This is a genomic window from Streptomyces graminofaciens (assembly GCF_030294945.1).
In the GTDB taxonomy this organism is placed as follows: Bacteria; Actinomycetota; Actinomycetes; order Streptomycetales; family Streptomycetaceae; genus Streptomyces; species Streptomyces graminofaciens.
This window is the reverse complement of record NZ_AP018448.1, coordinates 9307092-9326307: the sequence shown is the minus strand read 5'-3', so window position 1 is coordinate 9326307 and position 19216 is coordinate 9307092. Positions and strand designations below refer to the sequence as shown.

Genomic DNA, 19216 nt, shown 5'->3' with positions numbered 1-19216 from the left:
CCCGTCGGGGCGCCCGGCACACCACCACCGGACGTCCCGACGGCCTTGTCCGGACGGGCCTGTCAGCCCAACGCCGCCACCTTGTCCCGGTACCCCCGCACGGGCGCCGCGTCCCGGTACGGCTCCAGCCTGCGTTCGAAGTCGCGCACGTACTCCACGGCCCGTACCGACCGCATCTCGGCCGCCTGCCCCGCGGCCTCGGCCCCCAACTGGCAGGCCTGGTCCAGCTCCCCGAGCCCGAGCCGGGCGGAGGCGAGGACGACCCGGCAGAAGAGACGGCTGCGGGCGTAGCCGGGCGCACGCAGTTGCAGGGACCGCTCGGCGTGCTGGGCCGCCGCGCGGTACTGCTGGAGGTCGCGGTGGCTGTGCCCGAACTCGTCGGCGAGCTGGGCCTCGTCGAAGAACCGCGCCCAGTACGGGACCTCGTCCCCGGGCCGGGCCGACTCCAGGGCCCTCTCCGCCCGCACCAGCGCCGCCGTGGAGGCCCGCACCTCGCCGAGCACCGCGTGCCCGCGCGCCTCGACGGAGTACAGCAGCGACTGCACCACCGGTGGTACGGCCGACCCGACGCCCTGCTGGGCGACGCGCGCGAGCTGCACGGCCTCCCGTCCATGCCCCAGGTAGACCGCTTGACGGCTCATCGTGATCAGCACGTACGCCCCGTAGGCCCGGTCCCCCGCCGCCTGCGCCAGCCTGAGCGCCTGCACGAAGTACCGCTGGGCGAGCCCGTGCGCGCCGATGTCGTACGAGGTCCAGCCGGCCAGCCGGGTGAGGTCGGCGGCGGCGGCGAACAGGCGGCGGCCGACCTGTTCGCCGTAGGCGCCGCGCAGCATGGGCTCGGCCTCGTGCTCCAGATAGCGCACGAGGGCCTGGCGGGCGTGGCCGCCGCCGTAGGCGTTGTCGAGGGCGCGGAAGAGTTCGCCGACCGAGCGGAGGGCGGCGATGTCCCCGGAGGTGACCTTCTGGCCGGGGCCGCGCTCGGTCTGGCTGCGCTGGCGGGGTACGGCCGGTCGGCCCTGCGGGGGGACGCGGGTGGCGCCCGGGTCGCCCCGGCCCACCCGGTCGTCGGCACGGCCGATCAGCCAGTCGCGGCTGGGGACGACCAGGCCGGCCGGGGTGAACGCGATCTTCCGCAGTTCGGCGTGGCTGCCGGAGTCCTTGCGCCACAGCCCGCTGACGATGTCGATGGCCTCCTCGGGGGCGGCGGCGAACTCCAGGCCCGCGTACACGGGGGCACAGGCGTCGAGGCCGAGGTCCTGGGCGGTGAGACGGCGGCCGAGTCGGCGGGTGAACACCTCGGCGATGAGCGCGGGCGTCGTGCCCCGGGGCTGCTGACCGCGCAGCCAGCGGGTCACGGACGTCTTGTCGTATCTGAGGTCGAGCCCGTGTTCGAGACCGAGCTGGTCAACACGGCGCGCTAGTCCCGCGTTGGAGAACCCCGCTTCTGCGATGAGGGCGGCTAGCTGGCGGTTGGGGGTGCGCTGCGCGGGTCGTTCCGTCATCTGCGGTGCGGTCTCCTGCCTTCCGGGTGTCGGCGGGGTATCCCGGATTGCCTGGTGAGAAGCCATTTACGGCCTTGCGAACGGCGCGAATGTAGCGGAGAGTAAGCGCCCGATCGCACACTTCCGCATCGGTTCATCCGATCGTGTGAGGATTGGCCGCGTGGCTGACGGGAAGCGCGTGCGGTGTGCGCCGGGTCGGCCCCGGGGTGCCCGGAGCAGCCCGGGGTGGGTCCGGCCCCCTGCACAGGCGGACGACTCCCCCCGCCGCTCCGGCGCGGGCCGGTCGTACAGTGACTTGGGCGCGTTACGTGCCTGACACAGCTATCGCGGTCCACGTCCCCGTCGGGCGTACCGCCGAGGGAGGCGCTTGCCGTGAGTGGGTTGCGGTTCGTCCGCATGGGGTTCGGCACGGAGGCCGTCGAGTACCAGGAGGCGTGGGACGAGCAGCGCCGGGTGCACGCGGCGCGCTTCGCCGACGAGGTCCCCGACACCGTGCTGCTCCTGGAGCACCCGCCGGTCTACACGGCCGGCCGGCGCACGGCCGACAACGAGCGCCCCCTCGACGGCACGCCCGTCATCGACGTCGACCGCGGCGGCAAGATCACCTGGCACGGCCCGGGCCAGCTGGTGGGCTACCCGATCCAGAAGCTCCCGCGCCCGGTGGACGTGGTGGCCCACGTACGGCGTCTCGAAGAGGCCCTGATCCGTACGTGCGCGGAGTTCGGCGTGGAGACCACCCGGGTCGAGGGCCGCAGCGGCGTGTGGGTGCTCGGCGATCCGGTCGAGCAGCGGCTGGGCGGGCTGTCCCTCGACCTCGACCCCCGGATGCACGACGACGAGTTCGACCCCCGGATGAACGGTCCCGAGTACGCGCCCTCGAACGCCGGGCAGCGGCGGGAGGACCGCAAGATCGCGGCGATCGGCATCCGTGTCGCCAAGGGCGTCACCATGCACGGCTTCGCGCTGAACGTGAACCCGGACAACAGGTGGTTCGACCGGATCATCCCCTGCGGAATCCGTGACGCGGGTGTCGCGTCCCTGGCGAACGAAGTCGGGCGCGACGTCACCATCGCGGAGGTCCTGCCGGTGGCGGAGCGGCATCTGCGGGACGTCCTGGAGAACGCGGACCTCAAGCCGCGGGTGGTGGAACGGGCGTCGGCGTAGTCCACACCGGCCATGCATGTCGGCCGCGGGACTGCGGGGGCTGGTCGGATCGGTGGGGGCTGGTAGCGCAGTTCCCCGCGCCCCTGAGCGCAACGGCCCCTGCAGGCCTGAAAGCGACGCCCCCTGCAGGCCCGAAAAGGCAGGGGCGCCCCGGCTTTCAGGAACACGGGGAACTGCGCGAGCGACCCACCACAACCCACACCCGCCAACGCACCCCAAGGTCGCCCACCCCGGAGACCGAGAACCGTACGGGCGTACGCTGGTGTACGCCGAAGAATCGAAGACCACCCATAGCAATCAGCAGGGAGCCGATGTGTCCGCAGTCGCACCCGACGGACGCAAGATGCTGCGCCTGGAGGTCCGGAACAGCCAGACCCCCATCGAGCGCAAGCCCGAGTGGATCAAGACCCGGGCGAAAATGGGCCCCGAGTACACGAAGATGCAGGGCCTCGTGAAGAGCGAGGGCCTGCACACGGTCTGCCAGGAGGCGGGCTGCCCCAACATCTACGAGTGCTGGGAGGACCGCGAGGCCACGTTCCTCATCGGTGGCGACCAGTGCACCCGCCGCTGCGACTTCTGCCAGATCGACACCGGCAAGCCCGAGGCGCTCGACCGGGACGAGCCCCGCCGCGTGGGCGAGTCCGTGGTCACCATGGACCTGAACTACGCCACCATCACCGGCGTCGCCCGCGACGACCTGGAGGACGGCGGCGCCTGGCTGTACGCCGAGACGGTCCGCCAGATCCATCAGCAGACCGCTGAGCGCGAGGCCGGCCAGACCAAGGTCGAGCTGCTGGCGCCCGACTTCAACGCCGTCCCGGAGCTGCTGGAACAGGTCTTCGCCTCCCGCCCGGAGGTCTTCGCGCACAACGTCGAGACGGTCCCCCGGATCTTCAAGCGCATCCGCCCCGGCTTCCGCTACGAGCGCTCGCTGAAGGTCATCACCGAGGCCCGAGACTACGGTCTGGTCACGAAGTCGAACCTCATCCTCGGCATGGGCGAGACCCGCGAAGAGGTCAGCGAGGCGCTCCGCCAGCTGCACGAGGCGGGCTGCGAGCTGATCACCATCACGCAGTACCTGCGCCCGAGCGTCCGCCACCACCCCGTGGAGCGCTGGGTCAAGCCGCAGGAGTTCGTGGAGCTGAAGGAGGAGGCCGAGGAGATCGGCTTCTCCGGTGTCATGTCCGGCCCGCTGGTCCGGTCGTCGTACCGCGCCGGCCGGCTGTACCAGATGGCCGTCGAGAAGCGGGGTTCGTACATCGCCTCGCAGGCCGTCTGAGACACATGACACGGCCCTGCGCCGACACACCGTACGGCCAATCGGGTGGCACTCCGTGCCACCCGATTGGTGTGAAACTCCGCACAAGCAACCACCCCCCGGTAATGGCCGATTGTCCGCGGTCCTGAGCGTCCTCGCAGTTGAGGACGGCATCAGGGCCGCATTCGGGTTCAAGGCGCGCGCATCAAGGTTTCATGGGTGTTTGACCGGTCGGTCATGCCCTGGTAACACCAATCAGTGAGCCTGGTTTTACGCCCGGTACCAGCTCTGACCAGAGCAACCACTCCCGAGGGGGACCACCATCATGCAGGCCGCGCCCGTTCGCGCCACCGCCATCCCGACGTTCACCGATGCACTCCGTGCCGTCGAGTCGCTGCTCCTGAGCAGCGGCCAGCGCACCGCCCGCCGCAACGCCTGGACCTCCGTCCTGGAGGACCGCCGTCGCGCCAAGGACCGTGTCGAGGCCCAGCGCGTCCTCGACGAGGCCGTCGCCACCCGCACGTCGTAACACCGCACCACCCTTCCGCCGCCGGTCCCCACCCGGCGATGCGGCGTATCCCACCCGGCACCGCCGTCGTCCCCGCTCTTTCGGACACGTAGACTTCCTGCCATGGCGAGGAAGGACAACGCGGCGGACGCCGCGAACCCCGGGCGACTGAAGCAGATCGCTCTGACGTACAAGATGACCCGCAGGGCCGACAAGAAGATCGGTCTTGTACTCGCGGCTGTCGGCATCATCACCTTCGGTGTCTTCCTCGCGATCGGTTTCCTGATCGGTCACCCGATCTATCTCGGCATTCTGGGCTTGTTGCTCGCCTTCCTCGCGACGGCGATCGTGTTCGGGCGCCGGGCCGAGCGGGCCGCTTTCGGACAGATGGAGGGCCAGCCGGGCGCAGCCGCGGCTGTGCTCGACAATGTGGGCCGCGGGTGGACGACGACTCCGGCCGTGGCGATGAACCGCAGCCAGGACGTGGTGCACCGCGCCGTCGGCAAGGCCGGCATCGTCCTGGTCGCCGAGGGCAACCCGAACCGGGTGAAGAGCCTGCTGGCAGCCGAGAAGAAGAGGATGGCCCGGATCGTGGCGGACGTCCCGGTGCACGACCTGGTCGTGGGCACCGGCGAGGGCCAGGTGGAGCTGAAGAAGCTCCGCACGTCCATGCTGAAGCTGCCCCGCGTCCTGACCGGCCCCCAGGTCACCGCCACCAACGACCGCCTGCGCGCGATGGGCGACCTGATGAGCAACATGCCACTGCCGAAGGGCCCGATGCCCAAGGGCATGCGGATGCCGCGCGGCGGAAAGATGCGCTGACCTCCTCGTACGACGAAGGGGCGCCCGGATCATTCCGGGCGCCCCTTCGTCGTACGAGGACCAGGGGACCAGGTCCCGTCGTACGAGGACCAGGTCCTAGATCCGCACTTCCACGGTGCGTGCCAGGCGGTCGTGCAGGCCCCGGCCGTCGCGGTCCCAGACCAGGGGCGGGATGGCGAGGAAGAAGAGCAGAGTCCTCAGCACGGCGCGCAGCGGGTTGACGCGGCCGCTGTCCAGGGCGATGACCCGCAGGCCGAAAAGCCGCTTACCGGGAGTGAAGCCGAGCGTGCCCAAGGTGAGGACGAGCAGCGCGAGCAGGATGAGTGGCGCCCAGACCTGGGCCGCTTCGTTATAGCTGTCGGTGATCAGACCGTATGCGATCAAGAGGCACAGGCCCCAGTCGACCGCCAGGGCGCCGAGGCGCCGTCCGGGGCGGGCGATGGAGCCCGGGCCCTGCTCCGGCAGACCGAGCTGTTCGCCCCGGTATCCGAAGTCGACACCCGCTTCCTCCGCGGCCGCACGGGGGCCGGAGAGCCACGATCCGATTGCTTGCCTCTTGTCCACGCGTCCACCGTACTGCGACCGTTTTGCCATACGGACAGGTGGGGTGCCGGGCGGGATGTCCGGTTAACTTGTGCGAAACAAATGGGTCACGTACGAGAAATCACCCGTCCCTAGTGTCGAGGACAGCGTGTGCCACCGCACTGGCCGCACGAACGAACTACCACCCCGGCAGGACGTCGGGAGTAGGAGGAGCTGGATGTTCCAGAACGCCGACGAGGCCAAGAAGTACATCGCGGACGAGGACGTCAAGTTCGTCGACGTCCGCTTCTGCGACCTGCCGGGCGTGATGCAGCACTTCACGATTCCGGCCACGGCCTTCGACCCGGCCGAGGAGCTCGCGTTCGACGGCTCCTCGATCCGCGGCTTCCAGGCCATCCACGAGTCCGACATGGCGCTCCGCGCCGACCTGTCCACCGCGCGCGTCGACCCCTTCCGCCGCGACAAGACGGTCAACATCAACTTCTTCATCCACGACCCGATCACGGGCGAGCAGTACTCCCGTGACCCGCGGAACGTGGCGAAGAAGGCCGAGGCGTACCTCGCCTCGACCGGTATCGCCGACACCGCGTACTTCGGTCCCGAGGCCGAGTTCTACGTCTTCGACAGCGTGCGCTTCAAGACCTCGGAGAACGAGTCCTTCTACCACATCGACTCCGAGGCGGGCGCCTGGAACACCGGTGCGCTGGAGGACAACCGCGGTTACAAGGTCCGCTACAAGGGCGGTTACTTCCCGACCCCGCCGGTCGACCACTTCGCCGACCTGCGTGCCGAGATCTCCCTGGAGCTGGCCAAGTCCGGCCTCCAGGTAGAGCGTCAGCACCACGAGGTGGGCACCGCCGGCCAGGCCGAGATCAACTACAAGTTCAACACGCTGCTCGCCGCGGCCGACGACCTGCAGCTCTTCAAGTACATCGTGAAGAACGTGGCCTGGCGCAACGGCAAGACCGCGACCTTCATGCCGAAGCCGATCTTCGGTGACAACGGCTCGGGCATGCACGTCCACCAGTCGCTGTGGACCAACGGCTCCCCGCTGTTCTACGACGAGGCCGGTTACGCGGGTCTGTCGGACACCGCCCGCTACTACATCGGCGGCATCCTCAAGCACGCCCCGTCGCTGCTGGCCTTCACCAACCCGACGGTGAACTCGTACCACCGTCTGGTGCCCGGCTTCGAGGCCCCGGTCAACCTGGTCTACTCGCAGCGCAACCGCTCCGCGGCCATGCGTATCCCGATCACGGGTTCGAACCCGAAGGCCAAGCGTGTCGAGTTCCGCGCGCCCGACTCCTCCGGCAACCCGTACCTCGCCTTCTCGGCCCTGCTGCTCGCGGGCCTCGACGGCATCAAGAACAAGATCGAGCCGGCCGAGCCGATCGACAAGGACCTCTACGAGCTCGCCCCCGAGGAGCACGCGGGCGTCCCGCAGGTCCCGACCTCCCTCCCGGCCGTCCTCGACTCGCTCGAGCGCGACCACGAGTTCCTCCTCCAGGGCGACGTCTTCACGCCGGACCTGATCGAGACGTGGATCGACTACAAGCGCGCCAACGAGATCGCCCCGCTGCAGCTGCGTCCGCACCCGCACGAGTTCGAGCTGTACTTCGACGTGTGATCGGACCGCGTGTGCAGCACGCGTGAGCCGTACGGCGCCCCCGTTCCTGTTTCTCAGGGCGGGGGCGTCGTCGTATGGTTTTCGGCACAGCTGTTCGACAGAAGCAACGGGGAGACACGGGGATGGCCGAACAGGAAGACGGCGAGCGGGAGTTCGACCTCAGGTGGGCGGACAACGCCGAGCACAAGGAGCCCTCCGCACGGGCCCGGATGCTGGCCGCGCGGTGGAAGGAGAACCCGCCGTCGCCGCAGCCCTTCCGCGCCGACCCCGACCCGGTCGGGCCGCGCCGCTCGTCATGGGTCTCGACGGTGATCGTGTTCGGGTGTGTGGGCGGGCTGATCCTGCTGATCGGGTACATCAACTATCACTCGTCGTACTGAGCATCCGGACACGGAGCACTGAGGGCTGGACGTGGACGGGGAGAACGCCCGCGGTGGCGAGGCCGCGGCGCGGTTGAGTCGGGGGGTCGCCCTGCGGGACGCGGTCGACGTCGCCGATCCCGGGGCCTGGCTCGCGCTGGACGTGGGCGCACGGCGCCGACTCGACGTGGGTGAGCTGCCCACGCTGGAGGAGATCGAGGGCCGGCGCACCCTGCTCGCCGTGATCCCTCGTCGCCGGGAACTCACCGATGCCCGGCTCGCGCTCGCCCTGTGCCACCACGACGGCCGGGTCCGTGAGGCCGCGCTGCACCGCGCCCCGGGGCGGCCCGCGCTGTTGCCGCTGGTCGTCGTCCGCGCCGCCGACTGGGCCGGGCAGGTGTGCGACCGCGCCCGGGAGCTGCTGCGTGAGGCGTTGGACGGGGAGACCGCCGTCGCCCTCGCGCCGGTGATCCTGGCCGTCGGTCGCCGCGAACGGGGTGCCTTCGCTGCCGGGCTGCTGGGCGAAGTCCTCCGCCGGGGCCCGCTGGAGCGGCTCGCACCCCTCCTCGGCAGCCCCGACCGGGCCACGCGCCGCTTCGTGTACCGGCTGGCGATCGAGGAACGGCTTCTCTCCCCCGCCGGGCTGGCCCGCGCCGCCGCGGTCGACGTGGACACCGTCGTCCAGACCCTGTGCGCGGACGCCGCGCTGGCGGCCGTATCGGCGGAGTCCGGCGAGGACGTACTCGAACCGCTCCTCACCGCCCGCAACCCCCGCGCCCGCTCCGCCGGAGTCACGGCCCTGCGGCGGGCCGGGCGGCCGGAGCTCGCGGTGGGGTTCCTGGCGGACCGGTCCGCGTTGGTGCGGGCCTGTGCGCGGTACGTCGTACGGCGGTACGGGACCGATCCGCGGCCGTGGTACCGGGAGCGGTGTGCCGTGGCTGACGACCCGGCGCTGCGTCCGGGGGCCGTCGTCGGGCTGGCCGAGTGCGGGGAGCGCGCGGACGCCGAACTGCTGTGGCCCTTGCTCGCGCATCCGGCGCCGGGGGTGCGGGCCCGTGCGGTGGCCGGCCTGCGGCTGCTGGACGTGTCGGGTGAGGAGCGGCTGCGGCCGTTGCTCGACGACCCGGCGCCCGGGGTCGTACGCGAGACGACGCTCTCGTTGCTGCCGTCGGCTGGGCGGTTGCCCGCGGACTGGCTCAGGGAGCGGCTCGGGGACGGGTGGCCGCGGCACACTCGGGTGGCGGCGCTCCGGTTGCTGGGGGCGCGCGGTGGGTGAGCCGAAGGGGCGAGCCGGTGTCTGCCGTTCGGGGAAGGTCCTTTGCCCTGCCGGGGCTCGGCCTCGACCGGCCCATGGGTATGCGGGCGCACAATGGAAGCCGGGACGAGTGACTGCCTGAGTGTGAGGTGGTACGGATGTCGAACCGGTTCCGGAGTGATCGGCGGCTGACCGTGCGGATGACGGTCACGCTGTTTCTGTTCGGGTTGCTGTATGTGCTGTTCGTGGCCGCGTTGATCGCGTTGCTGAAGTCGTGGGTGCTGGTTCTGGTCGTCGCGGCCGGGTTCCTTGCCGTCCAGTACTGGTACGCCGACCGGATCGCCCTCTACGCCATGCGCGGGCGGATCGTGGAGCGGGAGGAGTATCCGCGGCTGCACGGGGTCGTGGACCGGCTGTGCGCGGTGGCGGACATGCCGAAGCCGCGGGTCGCGGTGGCGGACATGGAGATGCCGAACGCGTTCGCGACCGGGCGGAACGCCGATCACGCGGTGGTGTGTGTGACCACCGGGCTGCTGCGGCGGCTGGAGCCCGACGAGCTGGAGGGCGTGCTCGCGCACGAGCTGTCGCATGTGGCGCACCGCGATGTGGCCGTGCTGACCATCGCGTCGTTCCTTGGCGTGCTGGCCGGGCTCGTCGTGCGGTTCGCGTTCTACTCGCACATGTTCGGCGGCGGGCGGCGGGACCAGAACACCGCCGTCGTGTTCAGCGTGGTGATGGGGATCTCCGCCGCCGTGTACGTGCTGAGCTTCCTGTTGATCCGGGTCCTGTCGCGGTACCGCGAGCTGGCCGCCGACCGGGCGGGCGCGCTGCTCACCGGGCGGCCCTCGGCCCTCGCCTCCGCGCTGACCAAGGTCACCGGGGACATCGCGCGGATACCGACCCGGGACCTGCGGACCTCGCAGGCCTTCAACGCCTTCTACTTCACTCCGGCGCTCGGCCGCCACCCGCATCTGGGCCGGTTCTTCGCCACCCACCCGACGCTGGAGCAGCGGATCGATCAACTGGGCCGTATCGCGGTGGAGTTGGGGCAGCCCGCGGCACCGGGATCCGGGGCGGGGAAGGCGGGCTGAGCCGCCATGGGGCTGCTGGACGTCATCCTCGGGCGGACGAAGCCGGTCGCGCCCGATCTCGACCGGCTCTTCGCCCTGCCGTCGGCCGCGGTGACCTTGGAGGCGGCGGTTTCCTTCACCCCCACCGGGACGGGTGCGGTGTGCTTCGCGACGGTCGAGGGGGCGGCCTTCGAGGACGTGCGACGTGAGGTGCGGGCGCTGCTCGACGCGGACGCCGGGCGGGGTGGGCCGGGGCTGGGTGTCGAGGTCGTGCGGGACGAGTACGGGTACTCGTGGCTGGTCTCGCGGCGGCGGCCGGGGCAGGAGGAGCTGCCCGCGCTGGTCGGTGATCTGCACGCGGTCAACAGCGCGCTGGAGGGCGGCGGGTTCGGGCCGCAGCTGCTGTGCTCGGTGGTGGGCTTCCGGGCTGCCGAGGAGGGTGACGGGCGGCGGCTCGGGCTCGTCTATCTCTACAAGCGCGGGAGTTTCTATCCGTTCGCGCCGACGGCCGGTGGTGGTCAACGGCGGGACAGCGCGCTGGAGTTGCAGGTGAAGGCGGCGCTCGCGGACGAGCTGCGGATCGAGCCGGACCTGAGCCGTTGGTTCCCGATCTGGGGCGCCCCGGGGCTGTGACCTGCCTGCCCCGGGGCGATGTGTCGCTACTTGGTGCTCTTCTCGCGCTCCTGCCGGCGCGTCTCGAAAGGCCGCTCGCGGCGGTAGCGGCGCTCCCACTTCGCCTGCTGGTCACGCCGGTCGCGGTACGCGCGGTAGTTGGTGGGTGCCGCGCCGCCGCCCGCCGGGGATCCCGACGAGGACGCCGCCGACGAGCCTCCTCCCGTGCGGCCGTAGCGGAGGTACAGGCAGAGCAGCGCGACTGCGGCGAGCCACAGGACTTCGTTGGAGAAACCCAGGACGACCAGAACCGCGGTCGCCGAAAGGATCACGGTGCCCATGACGGGACTCCTTTCCGCGGATGCGTGGATGGGTGGATGCGGGGATGCGGGGATGCGGGGATGCGTGGATGCATGCGCGAGGCATGGCGGATGGCTGTGATGCGGCTGGATCAGCGGTGCGTTGCCGGCGACTCGGCAGCGCGTGTCCAGAATGCTCGTGGGACGTGCGCGTTCGCATCCGAATATTCGCATCCGCGCAGTGGGGAGGTCGGCCTGTGGATGAATGGGGGTCATGACCGATCTTCACTCATTCGCACACGAGTACGACGGCGAGCGGCTTGCGGGGGTGTCGGGCGGCGACGACCGCGCGCCGGCCACCGTCGTCCTGCTGCACGGCGCGGGCAGGGGCAGCAAGGAGCGGCTGCTGCCGCTGGCCGAGGAGTTCCTGGCGCGGGGCTGCCACGCGCTCGCCTTCGACTTCTCCGGGCACGGCGAAAGCACGGGCGAACTGCGGGAGTCGAGCCTGCGGCGACGGTTCGGGCAGGCGGTCGCCGTCATCGGGGCACGGGTCGCGGCGGACGCGCCCCTGGTCCTCGTGGGGTTCAGCATGAGCGGGCAGACGGTGGCCGATCTCGCCCGGCACTACGGGGACCGGGTGGCCGCGATCGGTCTGTGCGCGCCCGCGGTGTACGGGGCCGAGGCATGGGAGCTGCCGTTCGGGGACGGCGACGGCCCGTTCAGCGCCGCCATCCGTACGCCGGGCAGTTGGCACGGCTCCCCCGCGCTGGAGGTGTTCCGGGCGTACACCGGTCGGGCCGTGCTCGCCGCACCCGGCACGGACCATGTCATCCCGGCCGCCGTGACCGACGCCGTCACGGACGCGCTCGCCGCCCGTGCCCAGTTCACCCGCCTCGAACTCCCGGACGCGGACCACTACTTGGGCCTGTGGTTCGGCGAGCGCGCGAGCGACCGACGAAGGTTCGTGGACTCCGTACTGACCGGCCTGGGCGACGGCGGCTGGACGGCCACCCGGGCATGGGTCGACAAGCAGCTCCCGGAAGGCCGCGGCGTACGCAACTGGGCTTCTCTACAAGGTGGTTGGAGTTCGCAGATGCGCCGCCTGACTCTCGACGACGGGTCGGGCCTGGTGCTGCGCTCCTTCGTCAAGCCGTTCTTCCGGCGGCACGCTCCGGGGCTGCTGACCCGCGAGGCGTCCGTACTCACCGTACTCGCGCCCTACGACGACATCCCGACCCCTCGGCCGCACGCGCTCGACGCCACCGCCGAACTCGCCGACCACCCCTCGCTGTTGATGTCCCTGCTGCCGGGTTCGGTACGCGTGGGGGACGAGGACCTGGAGGGGCGTCTGGAGCTGCTCGCGGGCCAACTCGCCCGTATTCACGCGGTCGTTCCGCCGGAGTGGCCGCGTCCGTACCAGGCGTGGACCTCGCCCGAACGGGTGCGGGCACCCCGTGGGGAGCTGTGGGAGCGGGCCGTGGAGGTGATCCGGCGGGAGGCGCCCGCGTACGACGGGTGCTTTCTGCACCGGGACTTCCACCCCGGGAACGTGCTGTTCACCGGCGCGGGCGCGGGGCTGCGGATCAGCGGGGTCGTCGACTGGGTGGAGACCTCGTGGGGCCCGCCCGACCTGGACGTCGCTCACTGTTCGACCGCCCTCGCCCTGCTGTACGGCGCCGAGTGCGGGCTGGGGTTCCGGCCCCGGTACGAGGCGCGGGGCGGGCGTCCACTGGCCTCGGACCCGGACCACTTGTACTGGCGGCTGCTGGACGCGCTGGCCTACGCGCCCGACGCCGAGAAGCTCGCGGTGCCGTGGCGTGAGCTGGGGCGGGCGGATCTGACGCCGGAGGTGCTGGGGGCACGGCTGGAGGCGTATGTGGGCGGGTTGTTGGAGCGGTACGCGTAGCCACGGGCGAGTCGGAGGTGCGCTCACACGCCCGGTCTGGCGGTCACCACCCCCGCCTCCACGGCCGCGCAGAGGGCCGCGTGGTCGCGGACGGTTTGGTCGGCGTAATGGAGGGCGAAGTCGGCGAGGGCGAGTTCGAAGGTGGGCTTGGCGCCGAGGTAGGCGGCGATGGCGACGCGGTCGCCGGAGCGGGCGTGGGCGCGGGCCAGGGCCGTGCCGCACAGTCGGGCGTAGTTCAACAGCTCGCGCGGGCCGAGGCCGGCGACATCGGCCGAGCCCTTCATGTCGCGCAGCTGCCGCCAGTAGTAGGCCCGCCCCTGCGGCCCGGTCATCCAGCCGAGGAAGATGTCACTGGCGGCCTGCATAAGGCGCTGACCTGCGACGACACGATGGCCGGGGTGGACGTACGGGCCGCTCGGCAGATGTTCTTCGAGGACGGACTTGCCGGCCTCCTTGATCTGGAGGAAGAGCGGGTCGTCCGCGTCGCGGCCTTCGAGGAGCACGATGAAGCAGCGGGTGCCGACGCTGCCGACGCCGACGACCTTGCGGGCCGCGTCGACGAAGCGGTAGCGGTCCAGGAGGAGGCGGCGCTCCTCGGTGAGGGTGGAACGGTAGTCGCTGAAGATCTTGCGGAGCGCGGCCATGTCGGGGGCGCCGGCCGGTTCCAGCAGGGGCGGGTCCTCGATGATGCGGCGGCGGCCTTCGACGATCTCCGTGAGTTTGCCGAGCGCCTGCAGGCTGGTGCGGCGGCGGGCGTGCGCGAGGCTCGACTCGACCCGGCGCCGGCGGCGGGCCGAGCGGGCCAGCGGCAGCAGACGGTCGGCTTCGATGCGGGCGTACCAGACATCGAGTTCGCCCTGTTTCGCCAGGTCGCGCATGGTCTTGCGGTACGTGGCGACCGCCCCGTGCGCCGCCGCGCGGGCCTCGGCGTCCGCGTGGCCGTTCTCGCGGGCGGCCACGGCTGCGGAGGCCGCGAGTCGTTTCACGTCCCACTCGAAGGGGCCCGGGTAGGTCTCGTCGAAGTCGTTGAGGTCGAAGAGCAGGGCGCGTTCCGGGGAGGCGTACAGACCGAAGTTGAGCAGGTGGGCGTCGCCGCAGAGCTGGACGGTGAGGTCGGTGCGCGGCTGGGCGGCGAGGTCGGCGGCCATCACGGCGGCGGCGCCGCGCAGGAAGGCGAACGGGGAGACCGCCATCCGCCCGTACCGGATGGGGAGGAGTTCCGGGAGCCGGTCGCGGCCCTGGCGTTCGAGTACGGCGACGGGGTCGGGGCGGTCGACGGACGGGAGCCAGGCGGCGTGCGCGGAACGGGGCAGGTGCTTGCGGGTGGCCCGGCCCCGCTCGGCGCGGTCCTCGGGCGTGGTCATCGGGGGGATCGCCGTGTGCCGGGGCGCACCGACGCGGGTGCGGTGTGGCGCGTCGATGCGGGTGGGCTGTGCCGCACCGATGCGGGTGGGCTGTGCCGCACCGATGCGGGTGCGGTGTGCCGCGCCGATGCGGATGCGGAGTGCCGCGTCGATGCGGATGCGGAGTGCCGCGTCGATGCGGGTGGGCTGTGCCGCACCGATGCGGATGCGGAGTGCCGCGTCGATGCGGGTGGGCTGTGCCGCACCGATGCGGGTGCGGTGTGCCGCGCCGATGCGGATGCGGAGTGCCGCGCCGATGCGGATGCGGAGTGCCGCGCCGATGCGGATGCGGAGTGCCGCGTCGATGCGGGTGGGCGTTTCCGGTCGGGCGCTCTGACGTCGTACCGCTCGGCCGCGCGTACGGCTTTGCGCCCCGTCCTCCGTATGCGGTGCCGCTCCGTCGCGTCGCCCATCGTGCCTCCGTGCCTCCGTGACTTCGTGACTTCGTGACTTCGTGACCCCGGGTGATTCGGGTGGTTCCGGGTGCCGCCACCTCCTGATCGCAGTGAAGGCCGGACGGGTGGGACGCGCACGTCGGGAGGGGGTTCGCTGCGGCGATCGGGTGACAGGGGCCGGTCGGCGATGGGCCCGATTGTCAGTGGTGTCCGGGAGGATGCGTCACAGAGCGAGCGAGACGGGCGAAGCGGTGGGGACGTAGGGGTGGAGGCGGTCGGCATGGGGGAAGTGCGGCGGTACATCGGCGTGGCGGAGCGGCGGGCGCGGCTCGCGCTGCGGCAGCGGCTGGCCGGGGACGCGCGGGCGGCGGGGCCCGAGGAGGTGGCCGAGTCGATGGTCGCGCTGCACGGCTCGGACCCGGCGACGGTGTTTCTGGCCGTGGGCGCGCGGCTCGCCGATCCGGGGCGGACGGTGGCCGAGACCGAGCGGGCGCTGTACGAGGACCGGACGCTGGTGCGGATGCACGGCATGCGGCACACGGTGTTCGTGTTCCCCACGGAGCTGACCCCCGTGGTGCACTCCTCGACGAGCCTCGCGGTCGCCGCGAAGGAGCGGGCGTCGCTGCTCAAGCACATGGAGGTGGGCGGGGCGCCCGACGCGGCCTGGCTGAAAGAGGTCGAGGAGTCGACGCTGGCGGCACTGGCCCGGCGCGGCCAGGCGACGGCGGTGGAGCTCGCCGAGGACGAGCCGCGCCTGCGCCGGCGGTTCCTGTACGGGGCGGGGAAGAGCTACGAGGGGCTGCACACGGTCTCGACGAGACTGCTGAAGGTGCTGGGCGCGGAGGGCAAGGTCGTGCGGGCGCGGCCGCTCGGCTCGTGGACGTCGAGCCAGTACCGGTGGGCGGTGGCGCCGCCGCATCCCGAGTGGGACGTGGCCGAGGCGCAGGCCGCGTTGCTGGGGCGGTGGTTGGCGGTGTGTGGTCCGGCGACGGAGGCCGACCTGAAGTGGTGGACGGGGTGGCGGGTCAGCGATGTCCGCCGGGCCCTGGCGGCGATCGGGGCGCGGGCGGTGGGCCTGGACGAGGGCACGGGGTACGTGGTCGCCGGGGACGAGGAGCCGGTCGTCGGGCCGGGCGAGTCCTGGGCGGCGCTGCTGCCCGGGCTCGACCCCACGGCGATGGGATGGCAGCAGCGGGACTGGTATCTGCCGGCCGAGCTGCGGCCTTCGCTGTTCGACTACAGCGGCAACATCGGGCCGACGGTGTGGTGGAACGGTCGGGTGGTGGGGGGTTGGGCCCAGCGGGCGGACGGTGAGGTTGTGTGGCGGCTGTTGGACGCGAAGGGGGTGGGGCGGGAGGGGGAGGTGGCGATCGCCTCGGAGGTGGAGCGGTTGCGGGGGTGGCTGGGTGGGGCTCGGGTCACTCCGCGGTTTCGGTCCCCTCTGGAGCGGGAGTTGGCGGGCAGCTGAGTCTCGACCTCGTACGCGGGAGAGCTCGGGTGGCCCGGGTGCGTTGGCGGGTGCGGGTGCGGGTGCGGGTGTGTTGGCGGATGCGGGTGTGTTGGCGGGTGCGGGTGTGTTGGCGGGTGCGGGTGTGTTGGCGGGTGCGGGTGTGTTGGCGGGTGCGGGTGTGTTGGCGGGTGCGGGTGTGTCGTGGTTGCTCGCGCCCACGCGGCGGAGCCGCATATCGGCACAGCCCCGCGCCCGTGAAAAGCCGGGGCTGCGCCCCGTCGCCTTTAAGGCCCGCAGGGGCCGCTGCCTTCAGGGGCGCGGGGAACTGCGCGACCAGCCCCACCCACCCGCAGACAACAAGCCGCCCCGTGACGCTCGCCGAAGTGCCGGGTGCCCAAGAAAAGAAGAGGGCACCCGGCGCCACGCTCACGCGGCAGGGCACTCCTTCCACGCCAAGTGGTAGATCGTGCTGATGTCGCCGTCGGTCGAGTCCATCGTCATGAAGCTCGTGCTGCTGGACGTGGACGTGCCCTTGTTCACCCGCAGCTCGGTGTTGATGTTGAAGTTGCGCTCGACGCCACAGGGCGCCCAGACCAGCTGGGCCCAGTCGGTATCGTCGGTGGCCTGCCAGTTGTCCTCGAGGGGGCCGTTGAACGTGTGGGTCCTGGACGCCGTGTCCGGGGAGCCCTGGAAGTAGTACGAGGCCTTCTCCACGCCGCTCGCGCCACGCGCGAGCGAGGCGAAGCCGCGGTAGTCGACGCTGGCGATGGCGTAGGTGAAGCCCCCGGGGACGTGGACGATCAGGTTGAGCTGGCAGTTCTTGCGGAACGCGGTGGAGGGGGCGCCACCGCCGACCTGGGCGAGGTAGTCGCTATAGGTGACCGTGAACGCGGTGTTGTCGGGGGAGACGGCGACCGCGGCGGTGCCGGCGGGACAGCCGGAGCCGTTCACCGTGGCGACCTTGATGACGATCTTGTCCGGGGGCGGGTTGTCGAACGGCGAAGAGGCCTGCGCGGGAAACGCGGTGGCGAGCAGGGCGGCGACGGCGCCACCCAGCAGGAGTCCACGAACCATGGGGGGTCCTCCAATTAGAGACATGCACATGCCAAAACGGCACGCACAGCACCCCCGGGCCTGTGAAAAAGCTGTGAAGACCGAGGGGCGACCGCATCGTATGGACCACAGGTGGGCACGGCTAGGGCGATCTCCGGCCAACCCTGACGGCCGGAGATCGCCCCCGACGCACCGGTGCCGCCCACCCCCGAGAGGGTGGGCGGCACCGGACATTCCGTGGTGATCAGTGACGATCGGACCGCGACGGACTCAGCGGCTGTACCGCATCAGCGCCCGCACCATGTGGCACGTCGTGTCCGACGGCGGGTGCACGCCGATGAGTTCGGCGGTGGTGCGGATCGTCTCGTTGCGGGCCTGGTTCGGCATGTGGACACCGGAGTCGAGCAGGGCGATCGCGAGGCGCATGGCCTTCAGACGCCGGTTGTGCGTGATGTACCACTCGCGGGGACGGCCCGGCGGCAGCGTGTGCTTCACGACGGGCTCGTAGGGCAGGTCGAGCAGGACGGGATGCTGGACGGTGGACTGGGTGGGCAGCGGCTTCGACTTCAGTGCGGCAGCGGGCACGGACATCCTCCTGTCGCGGTCAGGGCGCCGCCGGAATCCCCCGTCGGCCACCCTCGAACACTGCTTCAATTTTACTACCCCCCACTGACAATCGCCCCTGGCCAGAAGGGCTTTGAGGGGTTCTGTTACCCGCATGGAACACGGGTTCTCGCGGGCCGCCCGCTACCGTGGGCGCCATGGAGATCTGGATCAATCCGGCCTGTTCGAAGTGCCGCAGCGCGATCAGCCTGCTCGACGCCGAGGGCGCCGGCTACACCGTCCGCCGCTACCTGGAGGACGTCCCGAGCGAGGACGAGATCCGTGACGTACTGGACCGGCTCGGCCTCGAACCATGGGACATCACCCGCACCCAGGAGGCCGTGGCCAAGGAGCTCGGCCTGAAGGACTGGGCCCGGGACGCCTCCGCGCGCGACCGGTGGGTCAAGGCACTCTCCGAGCACCCGAAGCTGATCCAGCGGCCGATCATCACCGCGGACGACGGCACGGCACTCGTGGCCCGCACGGACGAGGCCGTACGGGACGCGCTGTCTCGGTAGGGCCGGGGCCGGTGGAGCCGGTGGAGCCGGCCCGGTCCGTCGGACCGGCCCTGGTGGCCGAGAGTCGACCAACCCCTCATGTGACGCACGTTACTTGAGGGGCTCCCACAACCCCTGAGTAACTTCGTTCGGTATCTCGTACATAGCGGCGTACGCTCCCCTACCTCTTCAGGAGGCGCGCATGTCGCGCAGGAGAACAGTCAGTACGAAAAAGAAGATCGCGCTGTTGGTCGGCGCCGCGGCGGTGGCGGGAGGCGGGGCCTTCGCCATGGCGACCACGTCGAACGCGGCCCAGACCGCCGCGGAGTCGACCGTCTGCCAGGGGCTCGCCACCGCCCTCGGCAACAACCAGAAGTTCATCGACGGCCAGCGGGCCGCCCCGGACGCGCAGTCCGAGGCCCGGATCGCCAACCGCGAGGCCGTCATCGCACAGATCAAGCGCCAGCAGGAGGCGTCCGACTGCGTGGTCGGGGAGTCGGCTCAGGACTCCCAGGCCACCCAGCCGGAGCAGCCCGCCGAGGCCCCGTCCGCATCCGCCCCCGCGGCGGAGACGGGCGGCGACAACGGCGGCGACGCCGATGCCGGTGCCGGGACCGGCGGCGATGACGCCGCCGCCTCCGGCGAACAGGTCTGCGACGGCTCCACCGTCACCCTCTCCGGCGAGGCGGGCGCCCCGGCAGCGTCCAGCAACCAGTTCCCCGCCGGTACGAAGCTGAAGGTGACCAACCTGGACAACAACAAGTCCACGACCGTGGAGGTCACCTCGGTCTCCGGCAGTTGTGTCCTGCTGAACGACGCGGCCTTCGAACAGGTCCGGGAACCCGGCAAGTTCCTGATCCGCCGGGCCCTGATCGAGAAGGTGGGGTGAC

The 19216-nt window shown here is 71.2% G+C and carries 20 protein-coding genes; 14 read left to right on the top strand and 6 right to left on the bottom strand.

The genetic code is table 11. From position 1 onward, the window contains the following. Positions 1 to 62 precede the first annotated feature (62 nt). On the bottom strand, positions 63 to 1502 hold the full coding sequence (locus SGFS_RS41020) for a regulator (RefSeq protein ID WP_286257368.1): 1440 nt from the start codon (positions 1500 to 1502) through the stop codon (positions 63 to 65). A 372-nt stretch (positions 1503 to 1874) separates the two neighbouring features. On the opposite strand from SGFS_RS41020, the gene lipB reads away from it, so the two are divergent. The 4 genes from lipB (at position 1875) to SGFS_RS41000 (ending at position 5254) form a co-directional block, all read left to right on the top strand. Next, positions 1875 to 2666: a lipoyl(octanoyl) transferase LipB gene (gene lipB / locus SGFS_RS41015; RefSeq protein WP_286257367.1), complete on the top strand. Its 792-nt coding sequence runs from the start codon at positions 1875 to 1877 to the stop codon at positions 2664 to 2666. A 313-nt stretch (positions 2667 to 2979) separates the two neighbouring features. Beyond that, positions 2980 to 3945, top strand: a complete 966-nt coding sequence (lipA, locus tag SGFS_RS41010) for a lipoyl synthase (RefSeq protein ID WP_286257366.1) — start codon at positions 2980 to 2982, stop codon at positions 3943 to 3945. 304 nt (positions 3946 to 4249) lie between these two features. Further along, entirely contained in the window at positions 4250 to 4453 is a 204-nt protein-coding gene (locus SGFS_RS41005; RefSeq protein ID WP_286257365.1) for an SCO2195 family GlnR-regulated protein, read from the top strand. A 102-nt stretch (positions 4454 to 4555) separates the two neighbouring features. Continuing rightward, positions 4556 to 5254: a DUF4191 domain-containing protein gene (locus SGFS_RS41000; protein WP_286257364.1), complete on the top strand. Its 699-nt coding sequence runs from the start codon at positions 4556 to 4558 to the stop codon at positions 5252 to 5254. Positions 5255 to 5350: 96 nt separating this feature from the next. Here SGFS_RS41000 and SGFS_RS40995 read toward each other — a convergent pair whose 3' ends face one another. After that, on the bottom strand, positions 5351 to 5818 hold the full coding sequence (locus SGFS_RS40995; protein ID WP_286257363.1) for an RDD family protein: 468 nt from the start codon (positions 5816 to 5818) through the stop codon (positions 5351 to 5353). A 196-nt stretch (positions 5819 to 6014) separates the two neighbouring features. Here SGFS_RS40995 and glnA point away from each other — a divergent pair, with 196 nt between their 5' ends. The 5 genes from glnA (at position 6015) to pspAB (ending at position 10741) form a co-directional block, all read left to right on the top strand. Next, a complete protein-coding gene (gene glnA / locus SGFS_RS40990; RefSeq protein WP_286257362.1) occupies positions 6015 to 7424 on the top strand; it encodes a type I glutamate--ammonia ligase in 1410 nt (469 codons plus the stop codon). A gap of 122 nt (positions 7425 to 7546) precedes the next feature. Then, a complete protein-coding gene (locus tag SGFS_RS40985; protein ID WP_286257361.1) occupies positions 7547 to 7804 on the top strand; it encodes an SCO2583/SCO2584 N-terminal domain-containing protein in 258 nt (85 codons plus the stop codon). A gap of 31 nt (positions 7805 to 7835) precedes the next feature. Then, positions 7836 to 9059 carry a hypothetical protein gene (locus SGFS_RS40980; RefSeq protein WP_286257360.1) on the top strand — a complete coding sequence of 408 codons (1224 nt, stop codon included), beginning with the start codon at positions 7836 to 7838 and terminating at the stop codon, positions 9057 to 9059. A 137-nt stretch (positions 9060 to 9196) separates the two neighbouring features. Continuing rightward, positions 9197 to 10129, top strand: a complete 933-nt coding sequence (htpX, locus tag SGFS_RS40975) for a zinc metalloprotease HtpX (protein WP_286257359.1) — start codon at positions 9197 to 9199, stop codon at positions 10127 to 10129. A gap of 6 nt (positions 10130 to 10135) precedes the next feature. Beyond that, positions 10136 to 10741 carry a PspA-associated protein PspAB gene (gene pspAB, locus SGFS_RS40970; protein WP_286257358.1) on the top strand — a complete coding sequence of 202 codons (606 nt, stop codon included), beginning with the start codon at positions 10136 to 10138 and terminating at the stop codon, positions 10739 to 10741. Between the two features lie 26 nt (positions 10742 to 10767). On the opposite strand, the gene SGFS_RS40965 is transcribed toward pspAB, so the two are convergent. Then, a complete protein-coding gene (locus SGFS_RS40965) occupies positions 10768 to 11061 on the bottom strand; it encodes a hypothetical protein (RefSeq protein WP_286257357.1) in 294 nt (97 codons plus the stop codon). Positions 11062 to 11284: 223 nt separating this feature from the next. Between SGFS_RS40965 and SGFS_RS40960 the strand changes: the two genes are divergently transcribed. Further along, the gene (locus SGFS_RS40960; RefSeq protein ID WP_286257356.1) at positions 11285 to 12925 is read left to right on the top strand and encodes an alpha/beta fold hydrolase; all 1641 of its coding nucleotides are present in this window, start codon (positions 11285 to 11287) and stop codon (positions 12923 to 12925) included. Positions 12926 to 12948: 23 nt separating this feature from the next. Here the strand turns inward: SGFS_RS40960 and SGFS_RS40955 are convergent, their stop codons facing one another. Then, a complete protein-coding gene (locus SGFS_RS40955; protein ID WP_286257355.1) occupies positions 12949 to 14289 on the bottom strand; it encodes a DUF2252 domain-containing protein in 1341 nt (446 codons plus the stop codon). Between the two features lie 15 nt (positions 14290 to 14304). Between SGFS_RS40955 and SGFS_RS40950 the strand changes: the two genes are divergently transcribed. Both SGFS_RS40950 and SGFS_RS40945 read left to right on the top strand, forming a co-directional pair. Beyond that, the gene (locus tag SGFS_RS40950) at positions 14305 to 14778 is read left to right on the top strand and encodes a hypothetical protein (RefSeq protein ID WP_286257354.1); all 474 of its coding nucleotides are present in this window, start codon (positions 14305 to 14307) and stop codon (positions 14776 to 14778) included. A 225-nt stretch (positions 14779 to 15003) separates the two neighbouring features. Further along, the gene (locus tag SGFS_RS40945) at positions 15004 to 16191 is read left to right on the top strand and encodes a winged helix DNA-binding domain-containing protein (protein WP_286257353.1); all 1188 of its coding nucleotides are present in this window, start codon (positions 15004 to 15006) and stop codon (positions 16189 to 16191) included. A 408-nt stretch (positions 16192 to 16599) separates the two neighbouring features. Here SGFS_RS40945 and SGFS_RS40940 read toward each other — a convergent pair whose 3' ends face one another. Together SGFS_RS40940 and SGFS_RS40935 are read right to left on the bottom strand one after the other, a co-directional pair. Beyond that, positions 16600 to 17247 carry a DUF4360 domain-containing protein gene (locus SGFS_RS40940; RefSeq protein WP_286257352.1) on the bottom strand — a complete coding sequence of 216 codons (648 nt, stop codon included), beginning with the start codon at positions 17245 to 17247 and terminating at the stop codon, positions 16600 to 16602. A 249-nt stretch (positions 17248 to 17496) separates the two neighbouring features. Continuing rightward, the gene (locus SGFS_RS40935) at positions 17497 to 17811 is read right to left on the bottom strand and encodes a hypothetical protein (protein ID WP_286257351.1); all 315 of its coding nucleotides are present in this window, start codon (positions 17809 to 17811) and stop codon (positions 17497 to 17499) included. 176 nt (positions 17812 to 17987) lie between these two features. Between SGFS_RS40935 and SGFS_RS40930 the strand changes: the two genes are divergently transcribed. Both SGFS_RS40930 and SGFS_RS40925 read left to right on the top strand, forming a co-directional pair. Further along, complete coding sequence (locus SGFS_RS40930) at positions 17988 to 18347, top strand: arsenate reductase family protein (protein WP_286257349.1); 360 nt, start codon at positions 17988 to 17990, stop codon at positions 18345 to 18347. 181 nt (positions 18348 to 18528) lie between these two features. After that, positions 18529 to 19215, top strand: a complete 687-nt coding sequence (locus SGFS_RS40925; protein WP_286257348.1) for an RlpA-like double-psi beta-barrel domain-containing protein — start codon at positions 18529 to 18531, stop codon at positions 19213 to 19215. Position 19216 lies beyond the last annotated feature (1 nt).

Bases quoted from the DNA above. Each gene is read 5' to 3' on its own strand.
- SGFS_RS41020 (WP_286257368.1), bottom strand. From the start codon at position 1,502: ATGACGGAACGACCCGCGCAGCGCACCCCCAACCGCCAGCTAGCCGCC.
- SGFS_RS41005 (WP_286257365.1), top strand. From the start codon at position 4,250: ATGCAGGCCGCGCCCGTTCGCGCCACCGCCATCCCGACGTTCACCGAT.
- SGFS_RS41000 (WP_286257364.1), top strand. From the start codon at position 4,556: ATGGCGAGGAAGGACAACGCGGCGGACGCCGCGAACCCCGGGCGACTG.
- glnA (WP_286257362.1), top strand. From the start codon at position 6,015: ATGTTCCAGAACGCCGACGAGGCCAAGAAGTACATCGCGGACGAGGAC.
- SGFS_RS40985 (WP_286257361.1), top strand. From the start codon at position 7,547: ATGGCCGAACAGGAAGACGGCGAGCGGGAGTTCGACCTCAGGTGGGCG.
- htpX (WP_286257359.1), top strand. From the start codon at position 9,197: ATGTCGAACCGGTTCCGGAGTGATCGGCGGCTGACCGTGCGGATGACG.
- pspAB (WP_286257358.1), top strand. From the start codon at position 10,136: ATGGGGCTGCTGGACGTCATCCTCGGGCGGACGAAGCCGGTCGCGCCC.
- SGFS_RS40965 (WP_286257357.1), bottom strand. From the start codon at position 11,061: ATGGGCACCGTGATCCTTTCGGCGACCGCGGTTCTGGTCGTCCTGGGT.
- SGFS_RS40960 (WP_286257356.1), top strand. From the start codon at position 11,285: ATGGGGGTCATGACCGATCTTCACTCATTCGCACACGAGTACGACGGC.
- SGFS_RS40955 (WP_286257355.1), bottom strand. From the start codon at position 14,289: ATGACCACGCCCGAGGACCGCGCCGAGCGGGGCCGGGCCACCCGCAAG.
- SGFS_RS40945 (WP_286257353.1), top strand. From the start codon at position 15,004: ATGGGGGAAGTGCGGCGGTACATCGGCGTGGCGGAGCGGCGGGCGCGG.
- SGFS_RS40940 (WP_286257352.1), bottom strand. From the start codon at position 17,247: ATGGTTCGTGGACTCCTGCTGGGTGGCGCCGTCGCCGCCCTGCTCGCC.
- SGFS_RS40930 (WP_286257349.1), top strand. From the start codon at position 17,988: ATGGAGATCTGGATCAATCCGGCCTGTTCGAAGTGCCGCAGCGCGATC.
- SGFS_RS40925 (WP_286257348.1), top strand. From the start codon at position 18,529: ATGTCGCGCAGGAGAACAGTCAGTACGAAAAAGAAGATCGCGCTGTTG.